At 73.1% G+C, this 19208-nt stretch carries 13 protein-coding genes; 8 read left to right on the forward strand and 5 right to left on the reverse strand.

Going from position 1 to position 19208, the window contains the following annotated elements; translation table 11 throughout:
* Positions 1–3: 3 nt before the first annotated feature.
* The 3 genes from ACFVIU_RS23635 to ACFVIU_RS23645 all read right to left on the reverse strand — a co-directional run bounded on the left by ACFVIU_RS23635 (position 4) and on the right by ACFVIU_RS23645 (position 5640).
* Entirely contained in the window at positions 4–1521 is a 1518-nt protein-coding gene (locus ACFVIU_RS23635; RefSeq protein ID WP_385844827.1) for a DUF5719 family protein, read from the reverse strand.
* Entirely contained in the window at positions 1518–5195 is a 3678-nt protein-coding gene (locus tag ACFVIU_RS23640; RefSeq protein ID WP_385844828.1) for a glycosyltransferase, read from the reverse strand. Before ACFVIU_RS23640 ends, ACFVIU_RS23635 begins: the two co-directional genes overlap by 4 nt.
* Positions 5196–5376: 181 nt before the next feature.
* Complete coding sequence (locus tag ACFVIU_RS23645) at positions 5377–5640, reverse strand: WhiB family transcriptional regulator (protein ID WP_003975777.1); 264 nt, start codon at positions 5638–5640, stop codon at positions 5377–5379.
* Positions 5641–6267: 627 nt separating this feature from the next.
* Between ACFVIU_RS23645 and ACFVIU_RS23650 the strand changes: the two genes are divergently transcribed.
* The 4 genes from ACFVIU_RS23650 to ACFVIU_RS23665 are packed head-to-tail and all read left to right on the forward strand — an operon-like array spanning position 6268 to position 10234.
* Positions 6268–6810: a cysteine dioxygenase gene (locus ACFVIU_RS23650; RefSeq protein WP_385844829.1), complete on the forward strand. Its 543-nt coding sequence runs from the start codon at positions 6268–6270 to the stop codon at positions 6808–6810.
* A gap of 33 nt (positions 6811–6843) precedes the next feature.
* Entirely contained in the window at positions 6844–7803 is a 960-nt protein-coding gene (gene cofD, locus ACFVIU_RS23655; protein ID WP_385844830.1) for a 2-phospho-L-lactate transferase, read from the forward strand.
* Positions 7800–9137 carry a coenzyme F420-0:L-glutamate ligase gene (locus ACFVIU_RS23660; RefSeq protein WP_385844831.1) on the forward strand — a complete coding sequence of 446 codons (1338 nt, stop codon included), beginning with the start codon at positions 7800–7802 and terminating at the stop codon, positions 9135–9137. Before cofD ends, ACFVIU_RS23660 begins: the two co-directional genes overlap by 4 nt.
* Before the next feature lie 59 nt (positions 9138–9196).
* On the forward strand, positions 9197–10234 hold the full coding sequence (locus ACFVIU_RS23665) for a DNA-3-methyladenine glycosylase family protein (RefSeq protein WP_385844832.1): 1038 nt from the start codon (positions 9197–9199) through the stop codon (positions 10232–10234).
* Positions 10235–10517: 283 nt separating this feature from the next.
* On the opposite strand, the gene ACFVIU_RS23670 is transcribed toward ACFVIU_RS23665, so the two are convergent.
* Positions 10518–11600: a sugar phosphate nucleotidyltransferase gene (locus ACFVIU_RS23670; RefSeq protein ID WP_385844833.1), complete on the reverse strand. Its 1083-nt coding sequence runs from the start codon at positions 11598–11600 to the stop codon at positions 10518–10520.
* Between the two features lie 151 nt (positions 11601–11751).
* Complete coding sequence (locus tag ACFVIU_RS23675; RefSeq protein ID WP_385844834.1) at positions 11752–13128, reverse strand: peptidoglycan recognition protein; 1377 nt, start codon at positions 13126–13128, stop codon at positions 11752–11754.
* Positions 13129–13239: 111 nt separating this feature from the next.
* Between ACFVIU_RS23675 and ACFVIU_RS23680 the strand changes: the two genes are divergently transcribed.
* From ACFVIU_RS23680 to ACFVIU_RS23695, 4 genes are all read left to right on the forward strand, one after another.
* On the forward strand, positions 13240–13998 hold the full coding sequence (locus ACFVIU_RS23680) for a TIGR03089 family protein (RefSeq protein ID WP_385844835.1): 759 nt from the start codon (positions 13240–13242) through the stop codon (positions 13996–13998).
* 118 nt (positions 13999–14116) lie between these two features.
* Complete coding sequence (locus ACFVIU_RS23685; protein ID WP_385844836.1) at positions 14117–15289, forward strand: LCP family protein; 1173 nt, start codon at positions 14117–14119, stop codon at positions 15287–15289.
* Between the two features lie 229 nt (positions 15290–15518).
* Positions 15519–17282, forward strand: coding sequence for an LCP family protein (locus ACFVIU_RS23690; protein WP_385844837.1), 1764 nt, complete (start codon positions 15519–15521; stop codon positions 17280–17282).
* Positions 17283–17414: 132 nt separating this feature from the next.
* The gene (locus ACFVIU_RS23695) at positions 17415–19025 is read left to right on the forward strand and encodes an LCP family protein (RefSeq protein WP_385844838.1); all 1611 of its coding nucleotides are present in this window, start codon (positions 17415–17417) and stop codon (positions 19023–19025) included.
* Positions 19026–19208: the final 183 nt, after the last annotated feature.

Raw genomic sequence — 19208 nt, forward strand, 5'->3', positions numbered from 1 at the left:
GGGTCAGTCCTGCAAGACCGACAGGTCCTCGTCCGTCTGGGGGACTGCCACCTTTCCGTGGTCGTCGGGGAGGGGCTGGATGGTGAAGCCGGGGACGCCTGCCTCGGTGGCCGCCAGGGTGCGGGAGGCGTAGACCGGGCCGCCGGAGAGGGGCTCCACGGTCAGGGCGTACGTGCCCTTCAGGCCGGACGGCGCCGGGGGCTGGATGTTCTGGGTGGTGCCGGACTTGATCGTGTAGGTCTTGGAGACCGCCGTGCCGCCCTCGCTGCCGGCCGAGGCGGTGACCTTGACGGTGGCGGTGGCGGTGGGCGCGGTCAGGGCCAGCGTGGAGCCCTTGGCGCTGTTGTCGGCCGACGTCGCGCGGGTGCCGACGGGGGCCGTGGCCGGGATGAAGGCCGTCTCCTGGGCGGCGCCCTTGCCGCGGACCACGCGCAGGGCCGCGACGACCGGGACCTGCTGGTCGACGGGGGTCAGGATCAGGGAGCCCGCCTCGCCGCGGGTCACCGGGCCGAGGTCGGTCGTGCTGGTCATGCCGGCCTTCACATGCAGCGTCTCGTTCCCGGCCGGGGTGATCAGGCCGTCGGGCGAGGCCAGCCGGATCTTCAGGTCGGCGTCGTCGCCGCCGGGGGTGAAGGCGATCAGGCTGACGTCGGTGGCGTCCTTGGGGATGCCCGGCAGGACCAGGCCGGCGGCCGGGTCGGCGGAGGCGGTCAGCCAGTCGCCGCCGGCCTTGTCGTCCAGGGCCTGCACGGCCGCGCCGACCCGCCCGCTGCGCACGCTGACGTGCACGGTCAGGTCGGGCTGCCGCTGGTCGGTGAGCGTGGAGAGCAGGATCTGCTTGCCGGCGTGCGGCGGGAGCGTGAGGTCCTCCCCGAGGGAGGACTTGATCTGGCCGTCCTTGCCGTACAGCTCGATGTCGACGACGGCGGCGGAGTCGTCGGGGTTGGTGAGGTGGACGTAGTCGGTGCGGCCGGCTGCCGTACTGGCGCCGGGGAACCAGAAGTCGGTGTCCGGGGCGGTGCAGTTGACGCCCTGGAGGCCGCGGCCGGTGCCGGCGGCGACCTCGGTGGTCTCCTGGACGGTCCAGCCGGGCGCGAGGCCGCCGTCGGCGGTGCCGATGAGCGCGGGGGTGTCGGCCCCGGAGGTGTCGCCGGTGACGGGCGTGCCGGCTGCCTTCGGGGTGAGCGCCGGCTGGTCCGACGGCGTCTTCTTCGAACCCTTCGAGCCCTTGGAGTCCTTCGGGTTCGTGCCGTCCACGGACTGCTGTGCGGCCGCCTGGAAGCGAGCCTTGCCGCTGCTCGCCGCGCCCTGGGTGACGGGTGTGTACGACGTGTACGAGGTGTCGGCGATGTCCGAGACGCTCGGCGCCGGGCACAGCAGGCTGGTGCGCTGCACGGGCAGATGGGCGGCCGCCGTGGGGGCGGGCGCGCCGGACGCGTCCGGGGTGTCGAGCGCGGCGAACGCGGTGACGGCGGCCAGCGCGGCGGTGCCGGCGAACAGGGACAGGGTGGTGCGGTTCACTGCTGGCTCCCGTCGGGGCGCTCACTGCCGGTGCCGTGGGGGTGCTGGGCGGGGTCGTACGCCGGGTCGTAGCCCTGTGGCATCTGCTGCTGGTAGGCCGTCGGGTCGTAGGGCTGCTGGTCGCCGGTGCCCGGGTAGGCGTAGGGGTCGTACTGGGCCGGCTGGTAGGGGTCGGGCTGGTACGTCTGCTGGTCGTATCCGGGGCCGGCCTGGTACGGGTCGGCCGGGTAGCCGGGGTATCCGGCGTTCGCGTAGCCGCTCTGGTCCCAGCCGTCGTACGAATGCTGGTGCGGTACGGCGGCGGCCGGGGGCTGTTCCGGCAGCGGCGGGCCGGCCGGCTGCTCGGGCGTGGCCGGTTCCTCGGATGTGGCCGCTTCCTCGGCCTGGGCGCGCAGCCGGCGGGCGCGGCGGCCCTCGCCCGCGGCGGCCTGGGCCGGGAGGGGCTGTTCCTCGGGCAGGTCGTCGTCGACGTCGCGGCGGCGGCCGGGCAGTGCGAGGACGACCAGGACGACGCCGAGCGCGCCCTGGGCCCACAGCCAGGCGGTGTGGGTGAGCGGGGCGTCGTAGGTGACGTCGAGGGTGCCGCCGGTGGCGGGGAGCTGGAAGCCCTGGGCCCAGCCGTCGACGGTGGTGCGGGTGAGCGGCTTGCCGCCGAGGGTGGCCGTCCAGCCGTCGGAGGCGGTGTCGGCCAGGCGCAGCACGCGGCCCGCCGGGCCGGCGGGGACGGTGGTGTGGATCTCGACCGGGCCGGCGGAGACCGGCTGGGGGGTGCCGGTGCCGCCCGCGGGCACGATGGCGGCGCGGGACACCTCCTGGTCGACCCGCCACAGGGAGTTGCCGCTCTGCTGGCTGAGCCGGGTCAGGCCCGGGGTGGCGTCGAGGACGCGGGTGATCTCGCGGGGTGCGCCCTTGTGCACGAGGACGTAGCGGACGGCGAAGCCGCCGAGTTCGTCGGACTGGTCGGCGCCGGAGCCGGCGACCAGGTTGGCGACGACCTTGTCCAGGCGGGCGTTGGCGCCGTCGGCGGCGGCGAGTTCGGCGTCTCCCATGCGGGCGCCGGAGCCGCGGACGAGGGTGTAGCGCACGCGCGTGGCGGAGTCGCTGTCGAGGACGAGGGTGCGGGCCCGGTCGCCGGTGATGGAGTCCTCGGCGACGAACGCGGGCACCTGGGTCGGGTCGCGCCGCTCCAGGGGGCCGTCGGCGCCGCGGATCATCCAGCCGGCGGCGACGAGCAGCGGGCCCGCGGCCGCGGCGAAGGCGATCAGGGCGGCGACGGGCTGGCGCCAGCCGAAGCTCTGCTCGGCCACGCGGGAGCGTGCGCCGTCGGCGCCGAGGACGGCGGCGGCCAGCAGGGCGATGCCGTAGACGAGGGTGGCCGGGCCGGCCCAGGCGGACTTGTTGGACAGGACCGCGAAGAGGAGGCCGAGCAGGGCGACGGCCCAGGCGGTGCGGACGGCCCGCTGCCGGTCGGAGCGCAGCAGGGCGGCGAGGGCGGCGAGCACGATGCCGATGAGCATCAGGCCGTGCATGGTGCCGGCGCCGCCGGGGCTGGCGCCGAGCAGGTCCGTCGCGGAGGCGGTGGAGGCGCCGTACTCCAGACCGGCCTCGTGGAAGAAGCCGGTCGGCAGGAGGGTCAGCGACCAGGGGGCGAGGAGCAGCAGCGGGGTGCCGAGCTGGGCGAGGAAGCGCAGGCCGTAGGCGACGAGCTCGGAGCGGCGCAGCACCAGCACGCCGAGGCCGAGGATCAGCGCGAGGGGCCAGACGACCGGGGTGAAGGCGGTGGTGATGGTCAGCAGCAGCGCGTACGCCCAGGTGGCGCGCCAGCTGCCGCGCGTGCCGGAGCGGTGGGCGAGGCCGCTCGCGGCGATGCCCGCGCGCGCGATGAGCGGCAGAGTCACGGCGAGGACGGCGGTGCCGATGCGGCCGCCGGCCAGGGCGCCTGCGGTGGCGGGCAGGAAGGCGTAGCCGATGGCCGCCCACGCGCGCAGCAGCCGCGAGGTGACCAGGGGCCGGGAGGCGAAGTAGACGGTGCATCCGGCGAGCGGCACCGAGCAGACCAGCAGCACGGTGACGGCGAGTCCGGTGGAGCCGAACAGCAGGGAGGCGAGGGTCGCGACCAGGGCGAGGTAGGGCGGGGCGGCGGGGGTGCCGCCGGTGCCGACCGGGTGCCAGGCGTCCAGGTAGCGGGACCACAGGTCGCCGGCGCCGGCCGGGGCGGGCAGCAGGGCGCCGCCGGCCAGCGCACCGCCGCCGAGGAGGGCCCGGCAGGCGACGAGGGAGACGAGCAGCAGTCCGAGGAAGAGCACCGGGCCGGGTTTGCGGGCGATGCGCTTGAGCCGGGCGAACTGCTCGATCTCCAGGAATTCCGCGTCGTCGCCGCCGGGGCCGGACTCCACGGCGCCGCCGTGCCGGCCGGCCGAGGCGGTGTCGGTGTCGGAGCCGCTGGTGAAGTTGGCCGCGACCTGCTCCACGGTGGCGCGGATGGTGGCGCCGGGCGGCGGGAAGAGCTGGCGGAGTTCGCCCTTGTCGATCCGGGAGGGGCCGCGGCGGCGCCGGGCGGCGATGATCCGTTCGGGCCGCAGCAGGGTGCCCAGCAGACCGCGGATCTCGTCGACGGCCTGTCCGGGGACCTTGCCGACGAGGTAGGCGACGGTCCGCAGGAGGGTGCCGAGGACGAGCCGCAGCAGCACCCAGGGCAGGGCGGCGCCGCGGGTGTTGGCGAGCAGGGTGTAGACGGCGCCGGCCTTGTCGACCTTGTGCGGGGAGGCGGCGGTGCGGCCCGCGCAGTCGACGGTGCGGCGCTCGCGGGAGGCGGCCTCGGCGTGCCGTACGACGGCCTCGGGGGCGATCAGGACGCGGTGGCCGGCGGCGTGGGCGCGCCAGCACAGGTCGACGTCGTCGCGCATCAGGGGCAGCCGGCGGTCGAAGCCGCCGAGCTGTTCGAAGACGTCGCGGCGGACGAGCATGCCGGCGCTGGAGACGGACAGCACGGTACGGACGTGGTCGTGCTGGCCCTGGTCCTGCTCGCGGCGGTCCAGACCGGTCCAGCGGCGGCCGGAGTTGGCGATGGAGACGCCGACCTCGAGCAGTTGCCGGCGGTCGTACCAGCCGCGGAGTTTGGGGCCGACGATGGCGACGTCGTCGCGGCCGAGTTCGAGTTCGTTGTCGACGACGCGGAGCAGCTGGGCGAGGGCGTCGGGTTCGGGGGCGCAGTCGTCGTGCAGCAGCCAGAACCACTGGACGGGTTCGCCGTGCGGCAGTTCGGGCAGGTCGTAGGCGTCGTCGCGCCAGCTGCGGGTGACCGGGTCCCAGCCGCTGGGGCGCTTGAGGTACGGCAGGTCGTCCGGGGTGAGGACGGGCGCGATGCGGCCGGCCTCCTCGACGGCCTGGCCGAAGCCGGTGCGGCGGGCGAGGTGCAGCACGTTCGCGTCGCCGAGGGCGTCGGTGAGGAGCTGCGCGGAGTCGTCCGCGCTGCCGGTGTCGGCGGCCACCGCGTGCTGGACGGGGCGCTCCTGGCCGAGCAGCCCGGCGAGCGCGTCGGGGAGCCAGCGGGCGCCGTCGTGGGAGACGAGGACCGCGGTCACCACATGGCGCGGGAACTCGGGTGGGCGGGACGGGTCGAACGCCGCTGGGGCGGCGCCGCCTTGGGCTGCCGTATGGCTGTGCACGGACATCGAGGTACGGGCCCCGGTTCGATGGACTGCGGTGGACGCCCGCGCCCTCTCGGGGGCCGAGGGGACTGCGAGGCGTCTCGGACGAGCGACCACACTATCGGCTGGGCATGACGACGGCCCGCCGCCTGTGGATAACCCACCCGCGACGGGCCGTTCGTGACGTTTTCGACTGGTTGTCCGGTCAGACGGCGGCCTTCTTCAGCCTGCGGCGTTCACGCTCGGACAGGCCGCCCCAGATGCCGAAGCGTTCGTCGTTGGCGAGGGCGTACTCAAGGCACTCGGAGCGGACCTCGCAGGCGAGGCAGACCTTCTTCGCCTCTCTGGTGGAGCCGCCCTTCTCGGGGAAGAAGGACTCGGGGTCGGTCTGGGCGCACAGCGCGCGCTCCTGCCAGCCGAGTTCCTCGTCCGCGTCGTCGACCAGCAGTTGCTGCACCAGCTCGGTCATGTGCGCCCCTCGTCTGTCTTTCGCGTCCCCGTGCGTAGCCGTCGTTACCGATTTCGGCTGAACGACACGAGTGAAATTACAAGTGTGCTGCTCCGGGCGAGTCAAGCCGAGATCTGCTATTGGGCCCGTTATTCACTCTGCGGAACCAAGGCCCTGCGGAAAGTGTTCAAATCACCATAAACCCAGACACGCAGCCGAGCCCGGGAGAGGGCTGCCGGACCCGTACAGGGCTCTGTACGAAGAAGGACGCCCCGGCGTTCGATCGCGTTCCGCGCGGCCTGCGCGCCCGGATGTGCCCCATGTGTCCCGACACCCCGGTGCGCAAACCTTTCACCCCCGGAGATGAACCGGATGAGGTGAACCATGTCCCACATTCCGGGCATCGAGTTGACACTGCGGGTGTGAACCGCTGTCCTAGGGGGCATGCTCGCGTACTCGGCCCTCACCTCGACCCGCACCGCCGGGTCCCACGGTGCTGCCCGGGCGCGCTGTAGCTGTTGTTGCTGTCCCAGCTGTTGAGCCGTTCCCTCCTTGCTCCAGCTGTGCCGAGTCCCTGTCGACGGCTCGGCCGCTCCCTCCTCCCCCCCCCTCCCTCCTCCCCCGCTCACGCCGAGGAACCACCGCACCATGAACAGCGACAACGACCTCCAGATCGCCGGCGACATCCTCGAAGTCCCGCACCTGCTCCAGCCGCCGCGCGAGCACCCCGTCACCGTGGCCGAGTTCGCGGGCCTGGCCCGCGCGATCGCCGCCGACCGCGCCCAGTGGGCCCACCTGGTGCGCTACGACGCCACCACCCGCTGGTACCACCGGCTGCGCACGGGTCCCGGGTACGAGGTCTGGCTGCTGTCCTGGGTGCCCGGGCAGGGCAGCGGGCTGCACGACCACGGCCGCTCCTCCGGGGTGCTGACCGTGCTGGAGGGCACGCTCACCGAGCACGCCGGGCGCGGCACGCGCGCCCTGACGCCGGGCGCGCAGCGTGTGTTCGCGCCGGGGTACGCGCACGAGGTGGTGAACGACACGCTGGAGCCCGCGGTCAGCCTGCACCTGTACTACCCGGGCCTGACCGAGATGCCGATGCTCCCCCAGTCTCAACTTCGTTCGACCGGGGGGACCCCCATCTCCGCCAACTGCGTGGCACGCGAGGGATCTCGTGCGGTGACTGCCTGACGCGTTGTCGTACCCGCCTGCAAGACTTGACGCATGCGCATTGTGGTTCTGGCAGGCGGCATCGGTGGTGCCCGGTTCCTGCGCGGCCTGAAGCAGGCCGCGCCGGACGCGGACGTCACGGTGATCGGCAACACCGGCGACGACATCCACCTCTTCGGGCTGAAGGTCTGCCCGGACCTCGACACGGTGATGTACACGCTCGGCGGCGGCATCAACGAGGAGCAGGGCTGGGGGCGGACCGACGAATCCTTCCACGTCAAGGAGGAACTGGCGGCCTACGGCGTCGGACCCGACTGGTTCGGGCTCGGCGACCGGGACTTCGCCACGCACATCGTGCGGACGCAGATGCTGGAGGCCGGCTACCCGCTCAGCGCGGTCACCGCGGCGCTGTGCGACCGCTGGCAGCCGGGCGTGACGCTGATCCCGATGACCGACGACCGCGTGGAGACGCATGTCGCCGTGGAGATCGACGGCGAGCGCCGGGCCATCCATTTCCAGGAGTACTGGGTGCGGCTGCGCGCCTCGGTCCCGGCCCAGGCCATCGTGCCGGTCGGCGCCGAGCAGGCCAAGCCGGCGCCGGGCGTCCTGGAGGCGATCGCCGCGGCGGACGTCATCCTCTTTCCGCCGTCCAACCCGATCGTGTCCATCGGCACCATCCTCGGCGTGCCGGGCATCCGTGAGGCCATCGCGGAGGCGGGCGTGCCGGTGGTCGGCCTGTCCCCCATCGTCGGGGACGCGCCCGTGCGCGGGATGGCCGACAAGGTGCTCGCCGCGGTCGGCGTGGAGTCCACGGCCGCCGCGGTCGCCGAGCACTACGGCTCCGGGCTGCTGGACGGCTGGCTGGTCGACACCGTCGACGCGGCCGCAGTGGCGCGGGTCGAGGCGGACGGCATCCGCTGCCGGGCCGTACCGCTGATGATGACGGACGTGGAGGCGACCGCGCAGATGGCGCGGGAGGCGCTGGCGCTGGCCGAGGAGGTGCGGGAAGCGTGAGCGCGGAGCGCGCGGAGTACCGGGTCTGGGCGCTGTCCGGCATCCCCGAGGTGCAGCGGGGCGACGACCTGGCCAAGCTGATCGCCGTCGCCGAGCCGGCCCTCGCCGACGGGGACGTGGTGATCGTCACCTCCAAGATCGTCTCGAAGGCCGAGGGCCGGATCATGGAGGCGGCCGACCGGGAGGCGGCGATCGACGCGGAGACCGTGCGGGTGGTGGCCCGGCGCGGCACGCTGCGCATCGTGGAGAACCGGCAGGGCCTGGTCATGGCCGCCGCCGGGGTCGACGCCTCCAACACCCCCGCGGGCACGGTGCTGTTGCTGCCGACGGACCCGGACGCGTCCGCGCGCTCGATCCGCGCCGGCCTGCGCGAGCTGCTCGGCGTCGACGTCGGTGTCATCGTCACCGACACGTTCGGGCGGCCCTGGCGCTCGGGGCTCACGGACGTGGCGATCGGCGCCGCCGGCGTGCGCGTGCTGGACGATCTGCGCGGGGGCACGGACGCGTACGGCAATCCGCTCAGCGCGACCGTCGTGGCCACGGCCGACGAACTGGCCGCCGCCGGTGATCTGGTCAAGGGCAAGGCGGCCGGGCGGCCGGTGGCGGTGGTGCGCGGACTGGCGCACATCGTCGGCGAGGCGGCCGACGAGGGGTACGGCGAGGACGGCGAGCCCCGTCGGGGGGCGCGGGCCCTGGTGCGTACCGCGGCCAACGACATGTTCCGGCTCGGCACCTCCGAGGCGGTCCGGGAGGCGGTGACCCAGCGGCGCACGGTGCGCGCCTTCATGGACGCCCCGGTGGACCCCGGGGCGGTACGGCGCGCGGTGGCGGCGGCGCTGACCGCCCCGGCTCCGCACCACACCACGCCCTGGCGGTTCGTGCTGCTGGAGTCGGCGGAGTCCCGGACCCGGCTGCTGGACGCGATGCGGGACGCGTGGGTCGCGGATCTGCGCCGGGACGGCAGGAGCGAGGAGGCGATCGCGAAGCGCGTGCGGCGCGGGGACGTGCTGCGGAACGCGCCGTATCTGGTCGTGCCGTGTCTCGTCACGGACGGCGCGCACCACTACGGGGACGCCCGGCGGGACGGCGCCGAGCGCGAGATGTTCGTCGTCGCGATGGGCGCGGGCGTGCAGAACTTCCTGGTCGCGCTGGCCGGGGAGCGGCTGGGGTCGGCGTGGGTGTCGTCCACGATGTTCTGCCGGGACGTGGTGCGCGAGACGCTCGGTCTGCCGGCCGACTGGGATCCGATGGGCGCGGTGGCGATCGGCCGCCCGGCGGAGGAGCCGAGGGCGCGGGCGGAGCGGGACGCGGGGGCGTACATCGAGGTGCGGTGAGACGGCTTCGGCACCGCCTAGTCTCGTAGGAAAGTATTCGCACCCCGAGGACGTCAGCAGTGGCAGGACGATTCGCCCCGCGGCCCACGCGTACGAGTGTGCGCGGGGGTGAGACCGGCGTGCCCGTCGGCGGGCCCGCGCGCGGTGGGGCGGGGGTGCCGCGGCAGGCGGGGGCGGCTCCGGCCCGGGTACGGCGGTGGGTGCCGGACGGGCCGCTCGACCTCGGGCTGGTGCTCGGGCCGCTGCGGCGCGGGCCGGCCGACCCCACCTTCCGGACCACGGCGGACGGGTCCGTCTGGCGCACCAGCCGCACGCCGGCCGGCCCGGGCACGCTGCGGGTGCGGGCGTACGGCGACGAGGTGCTCGGCGAGGCGTGGGGGGCCGGGGCGGAGTGGCTGCTGGAGCGGCTGCCGGAGCTGCTGGGTGCGGCCGATGATCCGGGGGCGTTCGTGCCCCGGCACCGGGTGGTGGCGCATGCGTGGCGCCGGCGGCCGGGGTTGCGGCTGACGCGGACCGGGCTGGTGCTGGAGTCGTTGATCCCCTCGGTACTGGAGCAGAAGGTCACGACGGACGAGGCGTACCGGGCGTGGCGGTTGCTCGTGCGGAGGTTCGGGGAGCCGGCGCCGGGCCCTGCGGGGGTGGGGGAACGGCCGATGTTCGTGATGCCCGCGCCGCGGACCTGGGCGCTGATTCCCTCCTGGGAGTGGCATCGGGCCGGGGTGGACGACAAGCGGGCGTCGACGGTGTTGCGGGCCGTGCGGGTCGCTGCGCGGCTGGAGCAGGTGGTGGGGTTGCCGGCGGGTGAGGCTCGGGCGCGGTTGGAGGTGGTGCCGGGGGTGGGGCCGTGGACGTCGGCGGAGGTGGTGCAGCGCAGTCATGGGGCGGCGGATGCGGTGACGGTGGGGGATCTGCATCTGCCGGGGATCGTGGGGTGGGCGTTGGCAGGGGATCGGGGGGCGGATGATGCGGTGATGTTGGAGTTGTTGGAGCCGTATGCGGGGCAGCGGCATCGGGCGGCGCGGTTGATTTTGTTGAGTGGGTGTGTGCCAAAGCGGAGGGCGCCGAAGATGAGGCGGGTTGATATCGGGTTGCTCTGAAGGGTTCGCTTTTGGGGTGCCCTGTGCTGTGGCTGGGCGGGTGGGGGTTTCGCTCACCGGCGCTGGCCGGGTGCCGCTGCGCCCACCCTCCCCCAAGCTCTCGGCTTCGCTCGAGCAGGGGGACCCCCAGCGCCCCAGCGGCACGACTGCCCGCAGCCAGGGCGGCATGCGGCGGCAGGCGACTGCCCGCGGCTGTGAGCGCCCCTTTAGGGGCGCGGGGAACTGCGCAATCAGCCCCCACCCAGCCGCACTCGAAGACGCGCCCCCCGCCCCGCAGGGACCCCTACTGGTCCGAGGAGAAGCGGACCGCTCCCGCTGGGATTTGGGCGTTGCACCAGATGCGGGCGCCGGTGTGGAGTTCGTTGTCGGGGCCGACGATCGCGTCGTCGCCGACCACCGTGCCGGTGAGGACGGAGCGTTCGCCGACGCGGGCGCGGGAGCCGATCAGGGAGTCGGTGATGACGGCGCCGGGTTCGATGACGGCGCCCGGGAGGATGGTCGAGCCGAAGACCGTCGCGCCCTCGGCCACGAACGCGCCCTCGCCGACCACCGTGCCACCGGTCAGCTTCGCGCCCGGCGCCACCCTGGCCGTGGGAAGGACGAGGCGGTCGCCGCAGCGGCCGGGGACCGCCGGGGACGGGGCGCGGCCGAGGACCAGGTCGGCCGAGCCGCGGACGAAGGCGGCCGGGGTGCCGAGGTCCAGCCAGTAGGTGGAGTCGACCATGCCCTGGAGGTGGGCGCCGGCGGAGAGCAGGCCGGGGAAGGTCTCGCGCTCCACCGAGACGGGGCGGCCCGCCGGGATCATGTCGATGAGGGAGCGGCGGAAGACGTACGCGCCGGCGTTGATCTGGTCGGTGACGATCTCCTCGGGCGTCTGGGGCTTCTCCAGGAAGGCGAGGACGCGGCCGGAGGGGTCGGTGGGGACCAGGCCGTAGGCGCGCGGGTCGGTGACCTTCGTCAGGTGCAGGGAGACGTCCGCGCCCGTGGACTCGTGGGTGTCGACCAGGGCCCTGATGTCGAGCCCGGTGAGGATGTCGCCGTTGAAGACGAGGACCGGGTCGTCGGGGCCGGAGTGCAGCCGGGAGGCCACGTTGCGGATGGCGCCGCCGGTGCCGAGGGGTTCCTCCTCGGTGACGTACTCGATGTGCAGGCCGAGCGCGGCGCCGTCGCCGAAGTAGGGTTCGAAGACCTCGGCCAGATAGCTGGTCGCGAGGACGATGTGCTCCACGCCCGCCGCTCTCGCTCTGGCCAGCTGGTGGGTGAGGAACGGCACTCCGGCGGCCCGCACCATGGGCTTGGGGGTGTGCACCGTGAGCGGTCGCAGCCGGGTGCCCTTGCCGCCGACCAGGAGGATCGCTTCTGTCACCTGTCGTCTCTGCTTCCTGCCGGGGACCGCTCGAATCAGTTGTTACCGCCACATTGCCATGCGTCTCGGGCGGTCAGTTTAGACGGATGGGAGCCGGAGCCCCCCGACTCCGGCTCCCTGGCGACGGCGTGCGCCCCGTGGCTCGGCCGGCTCAGCGGCCCTGGTACCGCGCCGCGTCGGCGCGGGCCGAGCCGAGCTTGGCATAGAGCCGTTTGCCGGGGCATTCCGTGGCGAACCCGTCCCGATGACCGGAGATCACGTTCAGTCGTACGTTCTTCCCCTTCGGGTACAGATTGCCACCGCCCGACGTCAGGTATGTCTTTCCGCGCGGATTCGCCCCGAAGAGGCCGAGTTTCCAGGCGGTGAGCCGGGCGATCGCCGTCACCGCCGCGTTAGACGGCTTCGTGGCGCCGTAGGTTCCGATGACGGCGATGCCCATGCTGTTGGTGTTGAAACCGAGGGTGTGCGCGCCGAGGACGGCCTTCGCCACTCCGCCGGCCCGGCCCTCGTAGATGGTTCCGCACTTGTCGACGAGGAAGTTGTAGCCGATGTCCCGCCAGCCCATGCTCGTGACGTGGTAGCGGTAGATACTGCGGATGACGGAGGGGGCCTGGGAGCAGGTGTACTTGTTGCCCGAGGCGGTGTGGTGCACGAAGGCCGCCTTGACCTTCTTCGTGTAGACGAACCCGGGTTCGCGCAGTGACTCGTTCGCGCCCCAGCCCCGGCGGGTGACGATGCGCGGCCGTGGCCCGATGTACGGCTTCGCCCGCACCACCCCTTCCAGGCGGGCGAGTTCGCTCTCGGTGGCCGACCGGCTCAGCTCCGGGATCTCCAGGGCGCCGAACTCAGCGATGTCGGTGTTGGCGGCGGAGGCCGCGCGCGCCGCGTCGGTGTGCAGTCCGGTGCGCGGCGCGTCGGCCGGTGCGCCCTCGGGGAGGGCCTCGTCGCCGGGGTCGACGAGTTCCAGGCGCAGTCCCGAGGGGAGCGGGGGCGGCGTCGCCGCACGGCTGCCGGGGACGCGTGTGCCGCCGCCCGCGCGGACCTGTACGTCCACTCCGTCGGACTCGCCCACCCACAGCGGCGCGGTCGCCCCGCGCACCCGTCGCGAGGTGCGTTCCGCGGTGCCGGGGTCGGCGCCGTGGTCGGCGTTGTCGGTCTCGACGTCCTGCCAGCCGGACCAGCGGCCCGTCGCCACGGAGCGGGTGCGCACCTGGACCCGGCCGTGCAGTGCGGTGTCCGGGTCGTCCCAGACGACTCCGACCAGTGCGAAGCGTTCCACCTCGGCACGGTACAGGCCCTGTTCCGGGGCCGCGCCGAGGGCGCGGGTGCGGGAGCGGGGCAGCAGCGGCAGGGACTGGGTGTGGCCCGGGATCGCGGCTTCGGCGGGGCTCGCACCGGCGGCGGGGCGGGCGGGCACGGTGGTCACGGCGGTCGCGGGCACGGCCAGAGGGAGGGTGAGGGCCGCGGCGACCGTGGTGACGCCGATGGAGGAGGTCAGGAATCCACGCATGGTTATGATCTTGGACATAGTCAGACAAATCTGTCCATCGGTGAACTGACGGACCGTCGGACGGCGCTCCGCCGAACCGGTGGCCCGCCGCGCGCCCGCGCGTCCCGGCCCGCGCGTACCCTGTGCCGGGTGAACGCCACCGATCGCACCCCCGCCGACCTGCTGGCTTCCGCGCTCACCGCGGACCCCGGCCGCCCTCTGGTGACCTTCTACGACGACGCCACGGGCGAACGCGTCGAACTGTCCGTGGCCACCTTCGCCAATTGGGTGTCCAAGACCGCGAACCTCCTCCAGGGCGACCTCGCCGCCGCCCCCGGCGACCGGGTCGCGCTGCTGCTGCCGGCGCACTGGCAGACGGCGGTGTGGCTGCTCGCGTGCGCCTCGGTGGGCGCGGTCGCGGATGTCGCCGGGGATCCGGCGGCGGCGGACGTGGTGGTGAGCGGTCCGGACTCCCTCGAGGCGGCGCGGGCCTGCCGCGGCGAGCGGGTCGCGCTGGCGCTGCGGCCGCTGGGCGGGCGGTTCCCGCAGGGGCCTCCGGAGGGGTTCGCCGACTACGCCGTGGAGGTGCCGGGGCAGGGGGACCGGTTCGCGCCGTTCGCGCCGGTGGATCCGGACGAGCCCGCGCTGATCGTGGCCGGGCGGGAGTTCAGCGGGGCGGAGGTCGTCCAGCGGGCCCGGGCGGAGGCGCCGTCACTGGAGCTGGCCGGGCCCGGCTCCCGGCTGCTGTCCGGGCTGCCGTACGACACCTGGGACGGCCTGAACGCGGGACTGTTCGGGCCGCTGGCCACGGGCGGGTCCGTGGTGCTGTGCCGGCATCTGGACCGGCTGGACGAGGACCGGCTCGCCCAGCGGATCGAGACCGAGAAGGTCACCGTGGTGCGCCGCTGATCAGAGGGGCGGGGGTCCCCCGGTCGGAGTAGTACAGGGCGCCCTGGGACGCCCTGCCCGGCCATCGTCGTAAGGGCAGGGCTTTTGACGCTCGTACGACCGTTAGGGGGACCGTGCCGTGACCGACAGCGTGGGCAGGCCCCTCGGTCCCCGGCTCGGTTCCTCCGCCACCGGTGACGGGCTCGCGCGGCGGCGCCGGCGGCGGTGGGTGCGCGGTACCGCGCTCGGTGCCGCCGTACTCGTCGTGGCCGCCGGCGGGACCGGCTGGGCGCTCTACGCCAAGCTCGACCGCAACATCACCGCCGACGACGCGGCCGCCGCCGAGCTGGCCCGGTACGACAAGGAGCGGCCCACCGCGCTGGTGCGCGGCGCGCAGAACATCCTGCTGATCGGGTCCGACACCCGGGCCGGGGAGGGCAACGCCGAGTACGGGCGGGACCTGGGCAGCGAGCGGTCGGACACCGCGATCCTGCTGCATCTGGCCGCCGACCGGCGCAGCGCCACCGCCGTCTCGCTGCCCCGGGACCTGATGGTCGACATACCGGGCTGCCGGCAGACCGACGGCAGCCGCACCGAGCCGGCGTTCGCGATGTTCAACCAGGCCTTCGCGCTCGGCGGGTCGGCGTGCACGATCCGGACCGTGGAGAAGCTGACGGACATCCGGATCGACCACCACGTGGTCGTGGACTTCCGCGGGTTCAAGGAGATGGTCGACGCCGTCGACGGGGTGCGGGTGTGCCTGAAGGAGCCCATCGACGACAAGGCGGCCCGGCTGAAGCTGCCCGCGGGGAAGGTGCTGCTGGACGGCGAGCAGGCGCTCGGCTTCGTACGGGCCCGCAAGTCGCTCGGGGACGGCAGCGACACCGAGCGGATGGAGCGTCAGCAGCGCTTCCTCGGCGCCCTGGTCGACAAGGTGCAGAGCGACGACGTCCTGCTGAACCCGGCGAAGCTGTATCCGGTGCTGGACGCGGCGACCTCCTCGCTCACCACCGACCCGGATCTGGCGAGTCTGCGCGGCCTGTACCAGTTGGTGCGCGGGCTGCGCGACATCCCGACCGAGCGGGTCCAGTTCCTGACGGTGCCGAGGGAGTCGTACGTCTACGACACCAACCGCGACCAGCTCGTGGAGCCGGAGGCCGAGGCGCTGTTCCAGCGGCTGCGGGCGGACCAGCCGGTGGTGGTGACGCGGCAGAAGCAGGACGGCGCGGGCGGGCAGGGGGACGGCAAGAGCGGGCCCTCGCCCGCGCCCACCTTCCGGGGGAACACCGCCGCCGAGCACACCTGTGAGTGAAGCGCGCCCCCGAGCCGTAAGTGTGTTCAGAAAATGAGGCGGATTGCCCAGTTGTAGGAAGGGTTAATTTGTCACCGGCGTCGCTTGACGCTGAACTGGGCGGATAGTGTGAGCGATCCGGTGCACCCGGCCACGAGGTCCGTCCTGGGGTCGTGCACTGATTCACCGAGACCCGAGCGCCTTTGAGGGGGAAGGCGCCGCGTGGCCCCGACGGAGGATTCGGACAACCGTGGACGCGCAAGGCCGTGGGCGGGCGGAGAACATCGACCCCGCAGACCAGTGGGTACTCAATCCGAACACCGGCGAATACGAACTGCGACTGGGACCTTCCGCACCGCAGTCGCCCGGCCGGTCGTCGGTCCCCTCCCCGCGCAGACCGGACGCGCCGGGCGACGGCGCGCGGCGCCGCCGGGACGACGCGAAGGCCGGCGGGACCCGGGAGATGCGGCAGGTACGCCCAGGGGACGTGCCGCCGCCGCGGTCCTCCCGGCGGCGGGGCGCGGAGCCGGAGACGGCGCCCGGGCGGCGCGGCCGGCGGCCGGTGAAGAAGAAGACCCGGTGGGGGAAGGTGCTGGCGTGGACCGCGGGCGGCACGGCCTTCGTGCTGGTCGCCGTCGGCACCGCCGGCTACCTCTACATCAAGCACCTGGAGGGCAACGTCTCCACGATCGACGTCGGTGACGCGGGCTCCAAGGGCTTCAGTAAGGACGAGGCCTTCAACGTCCTGATCATCGGTACCGACAAGCGGACCGGGAAGGGCAACGAGGGCTACGGCGACAAGGGTTCCGTCGGCCACGCGGACACCAACATCCTGCTGCACGTCGCCAAGGACCGGACGAACGCGACCGCGCTGAGCATCCCGCGCGACCTGATCGTGGACGTCCCGGACTGCCCGACGAAGCAGCCGGACGGCAGCACCAAGGTGATCCCCGGCACGGACGGGGTGCGGTTCAACACCAGCCTCGGCCAGGACGGCCGCGACCCGGGCTGCACCATGCGCACCGTCGAGGCGGTCACGGGCATCCACGTGGACCACTTCATGATGGCGGACTTCAACGCGGTGAAGACGCTGACGAGCGCGGTCGGCGGCGTCGAGGTGTGTGTCACCCACCCGGTGAACGACAAGCAGTCCCACCTCCATCTGCCCGCCGGCAAGTCGGTCGTCGAGGGCGAGCAGGCGCTGGCCTTCGTGCGCACCCGGCACAGCTTCGGCAACCAGGGCGACCTGGACCGCATCAAGGCGCAGCAGCAGTTCCTGGGCTCCCTGATGCGCAAGATGTCCTCCAGCGACACCCTCACCAACCCGTCGAAGCTGCTGGACCTGGCCGAGGCGGCCACGAAGGCGCTGACCGTGGACACCGGCATCCGCAGTGTCAGCACGCTCAAGGACGTGGCGCTGGAGCTGAAGAAGGTGCCGCCGAAGCACATCAGCTTCACCACGGTCCCGGTGGTCGACAACCCCGCCGAGAAGGTCCACGCGACGGTGGTCGTCAACCAGGCGCAGGCCCCGGCCGTCTTCGACGCCATCAAGAACGACGTCTCCCTCACCGAGGTGAAGAGGAAGCAGAAGGCCGCGAAGGACGCTCAGGCCGCCCGGCTCAAGGGGACCAGGTCCGCGCCCTCCGAGGTGCGGGTGCGCGTCCTCAACGGCGGGGCGACGGCCGGCAGCGCACAGGCGGTGCTCGGCTGGCTCCAGAACGACGAGGGCGTGCTGAAGTCGGAGAACGCGGGCAACGCGCCGGACCAGTTGAGCAGGACCACCCTGGAGTACGCGCCCGACCAGGCGGCGCAGGCACGGGAGCTGGCCGCGCTGATGGGCCTGCCGGGCTCGGCGCTCACACCGGGTCGGAGTGTGACCAACTCCCAGGGGCTGCCGGCGATGACGCTGACGCTGGGCAAGGACTTCAAGGGCGCCGGTGTGCCGCTCACCTCCGCCGCGAAGGCACCGAAGGTCGACAAGTCCACGGCCGACGAGGTTAAGTGCGCTTCCTAGGTAACCCAACGGGCCCGTCGTGCGTCTAACTCGTGACGAGACGGGCCCGTCGCGTTGAACGCGCGGGTGGGCGCAAGGGTGGGGAGGGCAGGAAGTTTGGCGCAGAGCGAGGTGCGGGAGGAGGCTCCCGCGATGGGCGACAGGACGTCGCCCGCATCGCAGACACCGGACACGAAGGAAGGCTCCGGCCGGCACGGTGGCGGGCGGCGCAGAGGCGGCGGGAAGGCCGACCGGAGACGCCGCCGACGACGCACCCTGCGCTGGTCGGCGACCGTACTCGCAGTGGTCATACTTGGCACGGCCGGCGCCGGTTACCTGTACTACCAGCACCTCAACGCCAACATCCGCAAGGGTGCGCGCAGCGCCGGCGACTCCAAGGCGCAGAAGACCGCGCCCAACGCGGCCGGCCAGACCCCGCTGAACATCCTGCTGATCGGCTCGGACAGCCGTAACACCGCCGAGAACGTGAAGCTCGGCGGCAGCAAGAAGCAGGTCGGCAGCCCGCCGCTGGCGGACGTGCAGATCCTCATCCACCTGTCCGCGGACCGCAAGAGCGCCGCCATGGTGAGCATCCCCCGCGACACCCGCGTCGACATCCCGCCGTGCAAGAACCCCGACACCGGCAAGTCCTACCCGGCGACGAACGACATCATCAACACCACCCTGGCCCGGGGCGGCGCCGCGTGCACGCTGTCCACCTGGGAGAACCTCACCAAGGTCTACATCGACCACTGGATGATGATCGACTTCTCCGGTGTGGTGCAGATGGCGGACGCGATCGGCGGGGTCGACGTCTGTGTGAAGCAGAACGTGTGGGACCACCCGACGCCCGACCAGCCCGGCGGCTCCGGGCTGAAGCTGACGGCCGGCACGCACAAGGTCAAGGGCGTCCAGGCGTTGCAGTGGCTGCGGACCCGGCACGCCTGGGGCAGCGACCTGATGCGGGCCCGCGCCCAGCACATGTACCTGAACTCGATGATGCGCACGCTGCAACAGCAGAACGTCTTCACCGACACCGGGCGTCTGATGGACCTGGCCGAGGCGGCCACCAAGTCGCTGAAGGTGTCCGAGGAGATCGGCACGGTCAAGAAGCTGTACGACCTGGGCATGGAGATGAAGTCGGTGCCGTCCGACCGCATCACGTCCGTGACGATGCCCAACCTCGAGGATCCGCAGAACAAGGCGCACGTCATCGAGGACAAGGCCGACGCCGACCAGCTGTGGCAGATGCTGCACGACGACGTCCCGCTCGACAAGAACGGCAAGGGCGGTGACGCGTCGAAGGGGAAGAAGGACTCCGGCGCCGCCGCCAAGACGCCGTCGACCGACCCGGCCCGCCTCGGCGTGCTGGTGCAGAACGCCACACAGAGCGCGGACCAGGCCGCGGTGCCGCACCGGGCGCTGGCGATCAGCCAGGCACTGGCGCAGAAGGGCTACCCGCGGGCCACGTCCGACACCTCCGTCGCGCAGTCCGTGGACACCACGGTCGTGCAGTATCCGAGCGCGGACCTGGAGGGCGACGCCCAGGCGGTGGCCAAGGCGCTGGGCATCCCGCTGAGCGCGGTGAAGCAGTCGACCGGGGTGTCCGGGGTGACGGTCGTCGTCGGCGCGGACTGGCGCACCGGGACGAGCTATCCGAAGCAGTCCAAGCCGAAGGCCGGGGACCTGCCGAAGAACGCCGACTCGATCAACGGCGCGGACCGCGGCCAGTGCATGGACGTGTACGGGCCCTACCAGTGGTGAACGGCATCGGGGCCCCGGGGGCGGGCGCGCGCCCCCGGGCCCCCGGGCCCGGTAGCGCCGGGCGCGGGGGGCCCCCCGGCGCGCGCCGGGGCTGTGGCGGGGGTGGGGGGGGGTGGGGTGTCGCGCGGTCCGGCCGTCTATCGAGCGGCTCAGCGAGGCTGCGGCCCCGGTGAACATCCGGAC

This window comes from Streptomyces sp. NPDC127190 (assembly GCF_042672505.1).
Lineage (GTDB): Bacteria > Actinomycetota > Actinomycetes > Streptomycetales > Streptomycetaceae > Streptomyces.